Source organism: Bradyrhizobium sp. WSM4872 (assembly GCF_055811715.1).
The window spans coordinates 14,484-28,650 of sequence record NZ_JBVVPT010000035.1 but is presented as its reverse complement, the minus strand read 5'-3'; the positions used below and the strand labels follow the sequence as shown (position 1 = coordinate 28,650).

At 63.8% G+C, this 14,167-nt stretch carries 16 protein-coding genes; 6 read left to right on the top strand and 10 right to left on the bottom strand.

Going from position 1 to position 14,167, the window contains the following annotated elements:
• Positions 1-80: 80 nt before the first annotated feature.
• Together hisI and folE are read right to left on the bottom strand one after the other, a co-directional pair.
• Positions 81-503: a phosphoribosyl-AMP cyclohydrolase gene (hisI, locus tag AC0L3C_RS31560; RefSeq protein WP_275168366.1), complete on the bottom strand. Its 423-nt coding sequence runs from the start codon at positions 501-503 to the stop codon at positions 81-83.
• A 27-nt stretch (positions 504-530) separates the two neighbouring features.
• Positions 531-1,223, bottom strand: a complete 693-nt coding sequence (folE, locus tag AC0L3C_RS31555; RefSeq protein ID WP_473280183.1) for a GTP cyclohydrolase I FolE — start codon at positions 1,221-1,223, stop codon at positions 531-533.
• 229 nt (positions 1,224-1,452) lie between these two features.
• Here folE and AC0L3C_RS31550 point away from each other — a divergent pair, with 229 nt between their 5' ends.
• Entirely contained in the window at positions 1,453-1,908 is a 456-nt protein-coding gene (locus AC0L3C_RS31550; protein WP_275168367.1) for an iron-sulfur cluster assembly scaffold protein, read from the top strand.
• 59 nt (positions 1,909-1,967) lie between these two features.
• On the opposite strand, the gene AC0L3C_RS31545 is transcribed toward AC0L3C_RS31550, so the two are convergent.
• Entirely contained in the window at positions 1,968-2,867 is a 900-nt protein-coding gene (locus AC0L3C_RS31545; RefSeq protein WP_473258712.1) for a COG3904 family protein, read from the bottom strand.
• A 253-nt stretch (positions 2,868-3,120) separates the two neighbouring features.
• Here AC0L3C_RS31545 and yidD point away from each other — a divergent pair, with 253 nt between their 5' ends.
• Both yidD and AC0L3C_RS31535 read left to right on the top strand, forming a co-directional pair.
• Entirely contained in the window at positions 3,121-3,459 is a 339-nt protein-coding gene (gene yidD, locus AC0L3C_RS31540; RefSeq protein ID WP_473409898.1) for a membrane protein insertion efficiency factor YidD, read from the top strand.
• Between the two features lie 88 nt (positions 3,460-3,547).
• Positions 3,548-3,760, top strand: coding sequence for a hypothetical protein (locus AC0L3C_RS31535; protein WP_473409897.1), 213 nt, complete (start codon positions 3,548-3,550; stop codon positions 3,758-3,760).
• Between the two features lie 8 nt (positions 3,761-3,768).
• Here the strand turns inward: AC0L3C_RS31535 and AC0L3C_RS31530 are convergent, their stop codons facing one another.
• From AC0L3C_RS31530 to AC0L3C_RS31520, 3 genes are read right to left on the bottom strand one after another with little or no spacing between them, the layout of a single operon-like run.
• Positions 3,769-4,725: a PDR/VanB family oxidoreductase gene (locus AC0L3C_RS31530; protein WP_473409896.1), complete on the bottom strand. Its 957-nt coding sequence runs from the start codon at positions 4,723-4,725 to the stop codon at positions 3,769-3,771.
• Positions 4,722-5,243: an MOSC domain-containing protein gene (locus tag AC0L3C_RS31525; protein ID WP_473409895.1), complete on the bottom strand. Its 522-nt coding sequence runs from the start codon at positions 5,241-5,243 to the stop codon at positions 4,722-4,724. The genes AC0L3C_RS31530 and AC0L3C_RS31525 overlap by 4 nt, the downstream gene beginning before the upstream one ends.
• Positions 5,244-5,298: 55 nt before the next feature.
• Complete coding sequence (locus AC0L3C_RS31520; protein WP_473280177.1) at positions 5,299-6,612, bottom strand: MFS transporter; 1,314 nt, start codon at positions 6,610-6,612, stop codon at positions 5,299-5,301.
• A 354-nt stretch (positions 6,613-6,966) separates the two neighbouring features.
• Between AC0L3C_RS31520 and AC0L3C_RS31515 the strand changes: the two genes are divergently transcribed.
• Positions 6,967-7,530: a helix-turn-helix domain-containing protein gene (locus tag AC0L3C_RS31515; protein ID WP_473258725.1), complete on the top strand. Its 564-nt coding sequence runs from the start codon at positions 6,967-6,969 to the stop codon at positions 7,528-7,530.
• 24 nt (positions 7,531-7,554) lie between these two features.
• Here AC0L3C_RS31515 and AC0L3C_RS31510 read toward each other — a convergent pair whose 3' ends face one another.
• The gene (locus AC0L3C_RS31510; RefSeq protein WP_473409894.1) at positions 7,555-8,769 is read right to left on the bottom strand and encodes a hypothetical protein; all 1,215 of its coding nucleotides are present in this window, start codon (positions 8,767-8,769) and stop codon (positions 7,555-7,557) included.
• 2 nt (positions 8,770-8,771) lie between these two features.
• Positions 8,772-10,139 carry an APC family permease gene (locus AC0L3C_RS31505; protein ID WP_473409893.1) on the bottom strand — a complete coding sequence of 456 codons (1,368 nt, stop codon included), beginning with the start codon at positions 10,137-10,139 and terminating at the stop codon, positions 8,772-8,774.
• A gap of 329 nt (positions 10,140-10,468) precedes the next feature.
• On the opposite strand from AC0L3C_RS31505, the gene AC0L3C_RS31500 reads away from it, so the two are divergent.
• A complete protein-coding gene (locus AC0L3C_RS31500; protein WP_473258735.1) occupies positions 10,469-11,815 on the top strand; it encodes an alpha/beta hydrolase in 1,347 nt (448 codons plus the stop codon).
• Between the two features lie 167 nt (positions 11,816-11,982).
• Complete coding sequence (locus AC0L3C_RS31495) at positions 11,983-12,309, top strand: GrlR family regulatory protein (protein WP_007611762.1); 327 nt, start codon at positions 11,983-11,985, stop codon at positions 12,307-12,309.
• Positions 12,310-12,353: 44 nt separating this feature from the next.
• Here the strand turns inward: AC0L3C_RS31495 and AC0L3C_RS31490 are convergent, their stop codons facing one another.
• Positions 12,354-12,758: a hypothetical protein gene (locus AC0L3C_RS31490; RefSeq protein ID WP_473258737.1), complete on the bottom strand. Its 405-nt coding sequence runs from the start codon at positions 12,756-12,758 to the stop codon at positions 12,354-12,356.
• Positions 12,759-12,850: 92 nt separating this feature from the next.
• Positions 12,851-14,023, bottom strand: a complete 1,173-nt coding sequence (locus tag AC0L3C_RS31485) for an MFS transporter (protein ID WP_473409892.1) — start codon at positions 14,021-14,023, stop codon at positions 12,851-12,853.
• Between the last annotated feature and the right edge of the window lie 144 nt (positions 14,024-14,167).

Sequence of the window (14,167 nt, the reverse complement as noted above, 5' to 3'; positions counted from 1 at the left end):
GGCGCCCTGTCGTCTCACCGTGGGACAGATATGGTTAATGCGGGGTAAATCCGGGCCAGCACCTCCGCAGGACGGAAGGACTATTTCTTGTACACCGCGTCCGGATCGAACAGCCTGTCCGCATCGACAAAGACGAGCCTGGCGCCGCCGTCTTCGGCCTCGACCTTGCGGTAGAAGCAGGACCGGCGGCCAGTGTGACACGCCGCGCCGATCTGCTCGACGCGGAGCCAGACCGCATCCTGATCGCAATCGGTGCGGATCTCGACCACGCGCTGGGTCTGACCCGAGGTCTCACCTTTTCGCCACAAGGCATTGCGCGAGCGGCTGAAATACCAGGCCTCGCCGGTCGCAATGGTCTTGCGCAGCGCCTCGTCGTTCATGTGCGCGACCATCAGAACGTCGCCGGTGGCGACGTCGGTCGCGACGACCGTCACGAGACCGGCCGCGTCGAACCTGGGAAGGAAGGCGAGACCTTCCTCGGTTTCATGGGAGTGAGCGGACACAGTGCCCTCGCCGGTCTATTCGCGAGGTCAGCGCTGCAGGCCTCGCACCAGGGACAGAAAACGAGCCTGCTCCGCCGGATTGTCGCGGAACATGCCGGTGAAGCGGCTGGTGAAGGTGGAGGCGCCATGCTTGGCGACGCCGCGCACCGACATGCAGGTATGCTCGGCCTCGATCAGCACGGCAACGCCGCGCGGCTTGAGGCTCTCGTCGATCGCCGCCGCGATCTGCGCGGTCATATGCTCCTGGGTCTGGAGCCGGCGGGCGAAGATGTCGGTGAGGCGCGCAAGCTTCGAGAGGCCGACCACGCGTTCCACCGGCGTGTAGGCGATGTGCGCCTTGCCGTAGAACGGCATCATGTGATGCTCGCATTGCGAGGTGAACTCGATGTCTCGCACAAGGACGAAATCATCATAGCCGGCGGTCTCGCCGAAGGTGCGATCGAGCACCTCGGCCGGGCACTGGTGGTAGCCCTGATAGAGTTCGTCGAAAGCCTCGACCACGCGGCGCGGCGTGTCGAGCAAGCCCTCGCGGTTGGTATTCTCGCCGATATAGGCGAGCAGCGTCTTCACCGCCTGCTCGGCCTCGGCGCGCGCCGGGCGCGGCTGGTCGGCGCGGACGGCGGCGGCGAGGAATTCGGAAGGATCAAGCTCCGCCGGACGGCTCTCGGGCTGCCGGTCGGAGGGCTTGTTGGGGCGGATGGATTTGATTGTAGCGTCCATGTCTACTCCGTTCGACGGCCTTGCGGCCGGAGTGTCACCGGCAGACGGGGCGGCGAGCCGCCGGACGCCTGAGAGAACAGTTTCGGCGAAAAGGTCTTCAAATTAACGCCGGCAGCACGGTTCTGGATCACACCACTGCCGCAGCGCTGGACTGTTTTTCCGCCAGTTCCGACCCTATATAGGGCCGTGGACGGCGCACGCCAAGGCCGATCCTGCTGGACTCCATCACATGCTGAACGACATTTATAACAAGCGGATCATCGAACTGGCCGGGAATATTCCGCGGCTCGGACGGTTGTCGGATCCCGATGCCACCGCCACCGCCCACTCCAAGCTGTGCGGCTCGACCGTCAAGATCGACCTCAAAATGGAGGGCGACAAGGTCACCGACTTCGCCCACGACGTGAAGGCTTGCGCGCTGGGACAGGCTTCTTCATCCATCATGGCAAGTCAGATCGTCGGATCGACTGCGAGCGAACTCCGTGAGTTACGCGAAACTGTTCGCAAGATGCTGAAGGAGAACGGCGCGCCTCCCGAAGGCAAATGGGAAGAGATCAAGTTCCTCGAGCCGGTCCGCGACTACAAGGCGCGCCACGCCTCGACGCTCCTGACCTTCGATGCCGTGGTCGATGCCATTGGCCAGATCGAGGCGAAGGCGAAGCAGCCGGCTGCGGCGCAAGGCTGATTGCGGAGGCCGATCCCGGGCTCGTCGCTGGTCCCGGAAATAAGATCAGAGATTTGAGGCTATTTTTGCGACGCCGCAACCGGCGTGGCCACGCCGCCCGTCGGCACCAAGGCTTCCGCCGTCTTGGTCGACTTGGCAGGCTGCTCCGGTTCCGCACCGAATCTCGCCTGGGTCTTCGGTGCAAGCTCCGCCATTGCCGGCGCGGAGATGTCGACATGCGGCAGCACGTCGGCCACGAGATCCGTCGTGACGAGATTGGTGAGCTTGAGCTCGCCTGCATCGAGCTCGTGCAGATCTTCCCAGGGCGGGACGCTGAGCGCGAGCGATAGCAGATCGCCGGCACCGCCCATGTCGAACGTGTATTTGGCGAGCCGGCCAATGTCGCGCTCCACGATCATCAAATCCTGCGCGCTGTAGCTCGCGGCCTTGGCATCGTCGGCGCGATCGCCCATCCAGATCTGGTGGACCCGCACATGGGCCGCTTCCGGCACGTAGCGCTTCTTGCCGGCAAGCAGCAGGAACACGCACATGGATTCGCAATAGGCCTGAGGCGCGACCGCCGGACGAACCGACTGCCCGCCGCGGTTCTGAATGCTGATACCGACCGTGGTTAAGAGTCCGAGATTGCGGAAGCGCCGGCCGAGCGTGATCGCGTCGTTGACGGAACCACCGCTGGAATCGAGCACCACGGTGGCGCCGCCGAGCTGGCGTCCGCGGGAAAACTCTTCGAAGTCTTTGGGCGTATCGGCGGTGATGATGCCGACCGCACTGACCCACCCGCGGCAATTCGGCTCGCAGGCGACCCAGACGAACTTCATTGGCAGCTTGCGCTCTTCGAGGGCAACACCGGCCCGAGCCGACGACCCGAGCGTCGCGACGGCGCCAGCCAGCACGACTCCACAAGCAGCGGTTCCCACCAGCAACCAGCCGCGAAGTTTGAGCGCCTTCAGAAGTTTCAAACTGGTCCCTTCCCCAAGTCCCAAGCTTTAGCCCAAGCCTTACGGCGAGCCGACTCAGCCAAGCCCCGTTCTGACGTTCCAATGAGTCTCACATGAACGTCACAAAAATGGTATCCGGGGGAATACAGCTCGTCCATAGGCACTTGCTGCACTGCTCCCAAAAAGCACGCAAAATATGACGTACAAACAACAGCTTATAGTTCCCTGCGCCGGAACCGCGCAGAACCTCGCCCACGATCTCGGCAAAGCGCCCATGAAGCAATCAGCCTGCGAGCACTGTTCCAATTCCGTCGCGGGCGCGCTCCGGCTTCCGCGCAGATTCGGCCGCGCGCTGATCTGGATCTACCGCCACACGCTCTCGCCGCTGGTTGGCTACAACTGCCGGCACCTACCGACCTGCTCCACCTATGGCGATGAGGCGATCGAACGGTTCGGGCTATGGGGCGGCGGCTGGATGACGCTCGCGCGCCTGCTCCGTTGCAACCCCTTCGGCACCTCGGGCATCGACAACGTGCCCCTCACCGCGCCACAGGGCGCGCGCTGGTACTCGCCCTGGCGTTACGGCCGCTGGCGCGGCGTCAACGCGTCCTAAGCACGACGCGCTTCACGCGTCCTTACCTGGAGTGGAACCGAAATTCCGCCCCTCGCGTTGATGTGATGCTCCCGCGGGAGGAAAAACAATGCGCTGGAAAATCAGCCCTCATTTTCACTTCAGGTCTGGACCGGATTCGCGGGATGGTGCGCGAGGCCACGATCCCAGAACCCTCGACATGTTCGCCATCATCGGCCTGCTGGTGCTCGTCGTCGGCTCCGGCTGGTATCTGGCGACGAGCACGGCCACGCCGACCAGTACGACGGCGTTCATCGTGCCGAGCCAGAGCGTGCACTGGTAGGCTAGACTTTAGAGGTCCAGCACCAGCCGGTCGGCGTCCGATCCGGCGACGCAGATCATGAGAAAGCGTTCGCGCTCATATGGCGACAGGACGCGATCGCGGTGCACGGGCTTGCCCTCGATCCAGCCGACCTTGCAGGCGCCGCAGATGCCGCCGCAACACGACGCCGATATGTCGATGCCTCCTTCCTGCAATGCGGCCAGCATGGTCTGGCCGGCGCGAACCGGGATTTCGGTCCCCGTACGCGCCAGCGACAGCGTGAAGGGCTTTGCGTCAGGGTCGATCACCGGTGGCGGCGCGACGAAACGCTCGATGTGAACATTGGCTGCGGGCCAGGCTGTGGTCAGGCGCTCGAACTCGTCGCGCATGCCTTCCGGCCCGCAGCAGGCGACCATCGTCTGGACCCCAACCTTTCCGACCAGCGACGCCAGATCCGGACGCCCGGCCCAGGAGGTACGGTGCACGACGACACGCCCCGCATCGATCAGCGGCGCGAGGTGTCCGGCAAGTGGCACCTCCTCGCGCACGACGAGGTGCAGCACAAAGTCTGCATTGCCAATCTGCAGGAGATGACGGGCCATCGACAGGAACGGCGTCACGCCGATGCCACCCGCGACGAACACATGGCGCGCAATGTCCGCAGCCGGCTCCAGCCCGCCGCGCGGCAGTGACACGCCGATGACGTCGCCTATGCCAATCTCGTCGTGAAGCGCGCGCGAACCGCCGCGCCCATCGGCCTCGCGTTTGAGCGCGATGACGTAACGCGAGTTGTCGGCTGGCTCATTGCACAGCGAATAGGTCCGCACGAGACCGTTCGGCAGATGCAGGTCGATGTGGGCGCCAGGCTTGAACGACGGCAAGGCCCAACGGTCGGGATCGGCCAACGTGAACACCTTGATCCCCGTACCAGCCCCTTCGATGCCGGCGACAACCGTCTTGATCGTCGTTATGGGCCGCGCACTCATGGCGCGTTCCGCACGGCGTCGCCGACCCTGACGATGCCGCCTTGCAATATCCTGCAGTTGAGGCCCGAGCGGTTGATGAGCGGATCGAAGATCGCCTTGCCGGTGATCTCCTCGATATGCCGGCATGGAATCGATAACCGGGTTGCTTCCAGCAAGGTCTCACCTAACCAGAAGCGGCGGCCGACCAGGTGGTTCAACGGCACGCCCTCGACCGTCACGTTGCGGCGATGCTCCTCGGGACCGAGTTCGATTCCCGCGTCGCGCTTGAGCGCGATCAAGGTTTCGAGTTCGAACAGGGTGACCTGCCGGCCCTCTTCGGGCTTGTGCGAATAAAATCCTTCCTCGCGCCCGATCATGTAGCGGTCGCCCTCGATCCCTTGGCCGGCGACGAGCGAGAGTTGCTCCATCGCGCGCATTGGCAGGAACGCGCGCGGGGCGAGATGGAGGAAGCGGACCAAGCCAGTCCAGCCAAGGCGTGCTGTGCTATCGGCCGAGCCGGCGTCTATCTCATCGAGCATGACAAAATCCTTTTGAGAACCGATGGCGCGCCGCCAGCAGCGGCGCGCCGCGGGATCAGGTCAGTTCCTTGTTCGCCGTTTCCGGCGCGAACGTGGTCGCGGTCGCCGTGATGGCGGCGCAGCCAATCAGCAGCAGCGAAACCGGCCAGGTGGCGCCACCACTCCAGGCCATCAGAGCCGCCGCAATCAGCGGCGTCAATCCGCCACTGATGGCAGCACCGACCTGAAACCCGAGCGAGGCGCCGCTATAGCGCAGCCGCGCGGAAAACAGCTCGGAGTACCAGGGCGCGCCGATGCCGAACATCACCATCTGTCCGAAAGTAATCGCGACCACGATGGTGCAGATGACGATGGTGGGATCGCGCGTGTTGAGCAGCCAGAACAGCGGAAAGGCAAACAGCGCCGAAAACAGACAGCTTGCATAGAACATCTTTTTGCGGCCGACGATATCGGACAGCCAGCCGAACAGCGGAATGGCGAGCAGCGCGACCAGCGATGCCGCGAAGGCGCCGTTCAACACCACCGTACGAGACAAGCCAAGATTCGCCGTGGCGTAGGACATCACGAACACGCCGCCGATGCTGGCATAGGCGATCTCCGAGATCTTCAGCCCGACCGCGGTAAAGAAAGGCCGGCGGTGATGCCTGAAGATCTCGACCAGCGGCAGACTAGCGACCTCTTTTTTGGCCTGGACCTGACGGAAGGCCACGGTCTCTTCCATGTTGAGCCGGATGTAGAGACCGACGCCGACCAGCAAGATCGAGATCAGGAACGGAATGCGCCAGCCATAGGACATGAACTCACTTTCCGGCAGGCTTGCCACCAGCGCAAACATGCCGATCGCGGCGAGATTGCCGATGGGATTGCCGACCTGCACCATGCTGCCGAGCAGGCCGCGGCGGTGCGTCGGGCAATTCTCCACCACCATCAGCACCGCACCACCCCATTCGCCGCCGAGGCCAATGCCCTGGAGGAATCGCAGGCCGATCAAGAGCAGCGGCGCGGCAATCCCGATCTGCTGATAGGTCGGAAGCAGGCCGATCAGGAAGGTGCCGATGCCCATCACCATGATCGTGATCGCGAGCATCGCCTTGCGGCCCACCCGGTCGCCGTAGTGACCGAAGATCGCGGCGCCAAGCGGTCGCGCCAGAAAGCCGACCGCATAAGTACCGAAGGCCGCGATGGTGGCGAGCGCGGGATTGCCGGCAGCGAAGAAGACCTTGTTGAAGACCAGCGCAGTCGCCGTGCCGTAGATGAGGAAGTCGTACCATTCGACCGCGGTGCCGATCACGCTCGACCACACGATCCGCCGCAAGCTCGCCGCCTCGTCCGGCGCTACGTTCAGGGTTACGTCGTCTGCTACGGTCATCGATGTCTCCAAAAAGTACCGGCGCCAGGGAAAGCAGTTGGTTCTGTCCGCGGAGCCCATCGGCAGCCCGGACGGTAAAAATCGATCATGTTTACTGCTGGAAATCAACGGCGCGGAACGCGGCAAATGCCGTGTGGAGCGGCAAAACACGCTAAATGCACTTCTTTTGAGCTGATTCGCGCCATATTCCAGAGCTTATGCTTACAATATCCGCGCCCTTGCTCTAAATTTCTGCGCATTAGTTTTCTTTTGGAAAACATCCTCACGGGGCCGAAGGCACAGCACGCCCCGCCGGACTGGCAGTCGAGCGGCATCTGTTGCAAAAGAGACGTCAGCAATTCGGGAGACTCATGCGTGCTTGACGTCAGCAAAGCGGCAGCTGTCGGGGCCAACATTCGCCAGGCGCGGATCGCCAAGGGCCTGACGCTGGACCAGCTTGCCAAGCAGAGTGATCTCACGCGCGGCTATATCTCGCTGGTCGAGCGCAACCTGAAGATCCCTTCGCTCGCCGCCCTGCTGCGGATGGCAGCCGCGCTCGAGCTCAACGTCGCGACCTTCTTCGACCCGAACGCCGAGCCCGCGCCGCGCTACACGCTGTTCCGCCGTGAGGGCGGCAACGCGCCGCTGTTTCAGGACACTTTTGGCGTGGTGCCCCTGGCAACCGGCCGCACCCGCAAGATGATGGAGCCGTTCCTCCTGAGCCCACCGCACAAATCGGCGACGCGCGCCTCACATGCGGGCGAGGAGTTGCTGTTTGTCATCAACGGCAAGATCGCGATCAAGCTCGACGGCGAAGAACTCGTCCTCGGCAGGGGCGATTGCCTGTATTTTTCGGGCGAGACACCGCACGAGGTCAGGAGCCTCGGCCGGCAGAAGGCGGAGGTCCTGGTCGTCGTCGCCCAGAGCTCCGCGGCGTAACGCCGGGCCTACCTAGCACCACGCTTAACGGGACCAGAAAAAGCGCCCGGGTGGCGGCGGGACCGGCTCGGGCGGACGTGGCCGCTTCGGACGCGGCGGTTTCGGCGACGGCTCGGCGGACGAGGTGGTCTCCGCGCCCGGCGCCGTCTCGCTTCCTGGCACCTTCACCGCCAGCAGCAAGTTCGATTCGTGCATCCGCCACCGGTAGCCGACGCCGAAATCGATCGGCTGGGCGCGCGTGAACAGCGCGGCGTAGCGTTCCTGGTAGCGGCCGGGAAATTCGCTGATGGGTCCGAGATAGCGGCCGAACGGGAAGAACCGCCATTGCCGCGAATTGTAGCTCGAAAGCGGAATGCCGGAATCGTCCTGGACGATGGTCGCGCTGTTGGCGAGCAACCAGTCGCGCGCCACGGTGAAATTGCCGGAGTGCAGCAGATAGGACGCGCTCTTGATCAGGCTGTTGCCGGGGCCGAGCGTCTCGCAGAACTTCAGGAACCCTGCTGCGCGTGCACCCGAATTGGAGAGATCGGTCGAGAAATAATACAGCGTGCGCGCCTCGCCGTCGGGGCCTGCAAAGGTGATACGGGCGCCGCGCGTCGCGTTCGGTCCGGGATTGTCGTTGCCGACATGCACGCCGCCCTTGTCGTCGAGGGCGACCATCTCGACATTGCGGATCGTCTTGCCGGAGCGGACGAGGAAGACATAGAGGATCGGCAAGGTGCCGTTGACCTGGTTGGTGTGCAGGTCGACCTTCATCTGCTTGGTGATGAAGAAGGAAAAACTCAAGATCGAGCCAAGCGAGCGCTCAACATTGTAGAGCGCGGCGCCGACAGAACCGCGCGGCAATCGCGTCAGGTCAGCCACCGCACCGACCGGCTCCAGCGCGCCGAGCACGTAAGTGCTGGCCTTGGGATAGAAGGCGTTGGCGTAGAGAAAATCGGGGCCGCTGAACAAATAAAACATGGTCGGCCTGGGCGCCGCCAGATTGACGTCGGCCCAGTTGCGGATCTTCGAGAGCTGGCGCTCCTCGAGCTGGGCGAAGGCGCCGTCGAAGAATCTCGCGTGGCGTTGCCAGCCCGGGTCCTTTGTGAGCGGCACCAGCGGCGAATCCGCGGAAGGCTGCATGCCCGCGAGGAAGCGCGCGGTATCATCGAAGGTTGCCTCGGCGGCACGTGCGGACGAGACGGCCGCAGCCAGCAAGGTGAGAGCGACGGCCGCAATTCTCATGGGTCGAAACATGTCTATTCGCAATGTGATGAGATGCCAGCGGCGACCGGCCGCCTGCGGAAAACAGCATAAATCAACAGGCCCGAGACCATGACGAGCATCCCCGACAGCGATTGCACGGGCCGCTCGATCAACAAATAGTACATCATGAAGGCGGTCACGAGCAGGAAAACGAGCGGCGTGAACGGGTATCCCCAGGCGCGATAGGGCCGGGGCAAATCGGGATCCGTGATGCGCAGCTTGATGACGCCGGCGACCGTGAAGAACGAGCAGAACAGCAGCGCAAACTGGATGAAGTCGAGCACGGCCTCGAAGCTGCGCGTGAACAGCAGCAGATTGGCGACGGCGAGCTGAAACAGGATGGCATACGCCGGCGCGCCGCGCACCGATCTCTGCGAAAACACGCGCAACGCCGGAATGTCCTCCCCCATCGTCATCATCACGCGCGGGCCGATCCACATCATCGCGCTGATCGAGGAGATCAGGCCGAAACAGATCATCGCGCCGACGATCCGGCCGCCGAAATTGCCGAAAATCGCGCTGCCGGCGACGCTGGCGACGTCGAGCTGACCCGCGAGCGCGCCGACCGGCGTCGAATGGAGAAACACTGCATTCAGCGCGACGTACAACACGAGCACGATCAGCGTGCCCGCGAGCAGCGCACGCGGCAGGTCCCGCTGCGGCATGTTCATCTCGCCGATGATGTAGGTGGCGGCATTCCAGCCCGAGAACGAATACATCACGAAGACGAGCCCGATCGCGAAAGGCGCGCTGACAATGTGCGCGAGATCGCCCGCCTGCGGCGCGAAGGCGATCGGCTGCGGCACGCCGACGATGAAGCCTGCAACCAGGAAAGCAACGATCAGCACGACTTTCAAAATGGTCGAGATCAATTGGAAGGTCGAGGAGTGCCTGACCCCGGTCAGTTGCACGACCGAGACCAGCCACACCACGGCGATGGCAAGCGGGATCGGCGGCACACCGGGCACGACCGATTTGGCGTATTCGCCGAAGGCCATCGCGGCGAGCGCGACAGGTGCTGCAAAACCAACCGTCGCCGACACCCAGCCGGCGAGAAAGCCGAAGGCGGGATGATAGGCACGGCCGAGGAAATTGTATTCGCCGCTCGAGCGCGGAAACATGGCGCCGAGCTCGCTGTAGGAGAACACCCCGCACAGCGCGACGATGCCGCCGACGGTCCACAGCAGGAGGATCGAGAAGCCCGATGGGATGTCCTTGACCTGGAAGCCGAGGCTGGTGAAGACGCCGACCCCGATCATGTCGGCCACGACGATGGCGGTCGCAACCAAAACGGAGACCCCCGACCCGCTTCCGGTCAGCCGGCCGGTCCAGGGTGCAGTACCCGCATCTGATGCCGTCATCGCCGTCCTCAACCTCAGGCGTCACGCCTCGTGGGAAGCATCGTGCAGCTCGGTCCAGTCAATTCAAGCAGGGTTAACAAGGGTTAAATGAGGCGGGGTCACTTCGGTACTCTAGCACCATTAATCCACGATCAGGGCAATAAAGCTTCGTAAACACCGGGACATCCCGCTCCCGTCCCCCACAATCACGACACGATTGCGTGGTCCTTTTGATCGTTCCGGATGTGGGGAAGTTTCTCCGGACACTTAACGTCGCCTAAACGCCCATCGGCTCAATTGCCTTAATGATTGCCGATGGACTTGTGGTCATGACTTGGGGTCATGGGTGAATGGTCGGGGCCGTTCCGAAACCGAGAGCTGACATCCGCGCCGACCGGACCACGTCCGGCGCACGCGGTCGTGCGCTTCGGATCGCTCTGATCTCAGCCTTGGTGCCGTTGTCGCTGACCCTGGTTCAATGCGGCAAGGCGCCCAATCCGGCAGCTCTCGCGGCGAACTCGCAGGCCAACGTCCAAGGCAACGCCCAAGCCAACGTTCAGATCGTTGCCAAGACAAACCAGCAGGTCGCGAGCAACGACACGTTCGAGGATCGCTTCCCGGCCCCTCAGTTCAAGGAGCGCTTTCCATCCGCGAGCGAGGGTTTTCTGCAACGGCAGATGTCGGACTTCTCACCCAAGCGCGCCGTGCAGCAGCAGCAGCCGGAGCAGGCGCCTTACAAGGTCGCTTCGCTCGCGCCGCAGGCCCCCTACCAGCGTCCGCCGCGCGAGGACCTGACGACGCTCGTCAGCATGAAGTCGTCAGCTTTCCCCTATTTCGGCAACAACCCTGCCTCCGACGCGCCATTCCTCAACATCTCCAAGGGCGACCGCCGCGGCCACCGCAGCTATTCCGGGCGCGTGTTCTGGCAGGACGAGACTTACAACGATAACCGCGTCTTGATGCACGTGCCCGAACATTTCGACGTGCGGAAGCCAGGCGTGATCGTGGTGTTCTTCCACGGCAATGGCGCGACGCTGGAGCGCGACGTGCGCGACCGCCAGCTGGTGCCGCAACAGATCACGGATTCCGGCGCCAATGCCATCCTGCTCGCACCGCAGATGGCGGTCGATGCCGCCGATTCCAGCGCAGGAAAATTCTGGCAGGCCGGCGGCCTCAAACGCTTCATCGACGAGTCGGCGAGCCATCTCGCCCGCCTCACCGGCGATCCCAACAGCGCCCGCGCCTTCGCCAACATGCCGATCGTGATCGTCGGCTACAGCGGCGGCTTCCTGCCGACGGCCTGGAGCCTCGAGGTCGGCGGCATCAGCGATCGTGTCCGCGGCGTCGTGTTGCTCGACGCGGTCTATGGCGAGATGGACAAGTTCGCCTCATGGATCGAGAGCCACCGCTCCGGCTTCTTCGTCAGCTCCTACACCCGCTACACCGCGCGGCGCGACCGCGAACTGATGAGCACGCTGCGGCAGAAGGGCATCACCGTCTCCGAAGACATGGACGGCCCCTTGCGTCCGGGCAGCGTGGTGTTCGTCGAAACCGGAGACGGCATCACCCATCGTGACTATGTGACCCGCGCCTGGACGCGGGACCCGCTCAAGGACGTCCTGGTGAAGATGTCAGCGACGCCATCACTCGCGCTCACGCGCGTGGCCTCCACCAATCCACCCGCATCGAGCCGGTAGCGATATTGCGCCCGTCGGCATTTGGCTGCACGGCCCGCAATTCTTTCGAGCCTTGATCAAAACGTGATGTTGATGGCCGACGGTCCCGGGGCCGACCGGATTGCTTCCACTGGCAACAATCATACTTTGCCGGCCAAGTTGTATTTTGGATTCTGCGGGGACATGCAGTGCGTCAGGGACTCTACAAGGTCGACTTCCACACGGTTCACGGCACCGGTTGCGGCGTCGTCTATGTGACCGAGGGCAAGATGCGCGGCGGCAATTCCGCTTTCGCATTCATCGGCACCTGCACGGGCGAAGGCGACAGCATCAGAGTCAAGATCTCGACCGAGCGCCACAATGACGACCCTTGCTTCAAGGCGTTGTTCGGTCTTGACCGGATCACGCTGACGCTCGCCGGCCGGGAGGATGGCGACACGGCGGAATTCGAAGGCACCGCACTGCAACTGCCGGGCGTTGCCTTCAGGGCCGTGCTGAGCCGGATCAGCGACTAACCGCCCGGCTGCTGGACCTTGGCCATGGGCCTCAGGTCTTGCCCTCAGGTTTTTGGCAGCTTCGGAATGCTCTCGGCAAAGCCGTTGAAGCAGGCCAGCCGCTCGTCCTCTTCCTTGAAGAAACGACAATCGGCGTAGCCTTTGGCCTTTGCGGGCTTCGGCTTCGGAGTCGGCGCGATGACGGCGTCGTAGCAATTGAGCCGGTCTTTGGTGCCGTCATCGAGTTCCAGGCAAGCCTGGAGCCGCGCCGCGATAGACTGTGGCTTGCCCTTGGGCGCCGCAGCCGGCTTGGCCGCGGCCTCCTTGGTCCCCGCCGTAGTGCCCCCCTTGGTGCCCTTGGGCTTGACCTGAACCAACGGCTTGTCCCCGACCATTGGTGGTGGCTTGTCGGCTTGTGCAAACGCGGAGGCTGAATAGAGCACCGCGGCAACCGCCAGAATCATCCTCATTTCAGTCAACCCTCTTTGGTCCCCATGACCGGCCTTCTAGCCTCCCGGCGCGCGGTTTGCCAAGCACCTTGCGCACACAGGCACGCTTCCGTTCAGGCCGGGGCGGCAGTTGCCAGCGGGGGCCGGGTCAGGACCACCAGGATCAGCGCCAGCACGACGAAACCGACCGCGACGAAGCCGAGCGTATGCAGGAGTTCGCGGGCGAACAGCAGTCCGCCGACGGCCGAGCCGACCGCTTGGCCGATGTAGAGGACGGAGGTGTTGAGTGCGACGGTCGCCGATGCCAGCGACGGTGCGGCCGAGACTAGCCGGACCTGCTGCATCGAATTGGTCGAGGCAAAACCGAGGCCCCAGATCGCGACCGCACCCGCCATCAACGCGAGCGTGCCGGCGCCGAGCGCCCAGCCCGTGATCCCCGCAAGCAACAGGCAGGTAAACAGCAGCGAGGTGCGATAGGGCCCTGATGTGTCGACGATGCGGGTCGCGATGACAACGCCGAGGAAGCCGCAGACGCCGTAGAGAGCGAACACCAGGCCGATCGCATCCGGCCCCGCGCCGGTCAGCTTGTTGAGCAGCGGCCCCATGAAGGTGAACACCACGAACTGCCCCGACATCTGCAACATCGTGATCGCAAGCAGCAGCAGGATCGTCCTGTTGCGACCGACCGCGCTCCAGGTCTTCAGGTCCACCGGCGTCCCCTTCAAGCCCGCCGGCAGCCGCATCAGCAACAGCAGCAAGCTGACGCAGCCCAGCGTGCCGATGCCGCCATAGGCCGCGCGCCATCCATAGCGGCTGGCGATGAAGGTGATCAGCGGCAAGCCGACGGCGGCAGCGAGCGACCAGCCGAGAAAGATGTAGGCAATCGTGCTGCCGCGACGCTCCACCGGCACGATCAGCGCCGCCGTGCCGGCGGCCTGCGGCGTATAGAGCGCGCCGACCGCGAGCATCACCAGGCGGATGACGAGGAGGCTCGCATAATCGGGCGCAATGGCCGAGGCCAGATTGCCAAAGGCGAGCACCGCCAGCGTCGTGGTGAGCAGCGTTCGGCGCTCGATCCGGCTGGTGAGCCATGCCGTCAGCGGCGAGCCGATGCAGAGGATGACAGCCCCGAAGGTGATCAGGAGCGCGGCCGCGTGGATGCTGACGTCGAGCCCCGTCGCCAATTCCGGCAGCATGCCCGCCGGTGCCAACACCGAGCAGCCGGTGACGAGATTGCCGAGCATCAGGGCGGTTGGCGCGAAACGGCCGGCGTGTGCATTTTCCATGCAAGCGCATGTAGAACCGCCTTGCGACCAGTTAAAGGGCATTGCCCGGAATAGTTCGTGCAGCGCCCCCGCTTTTGCGCGCCGGTTTCTTGGAAATGCCGGATTGCGCAGGCCGAATCGCCTGATATATCGCTCGTTCCCGCT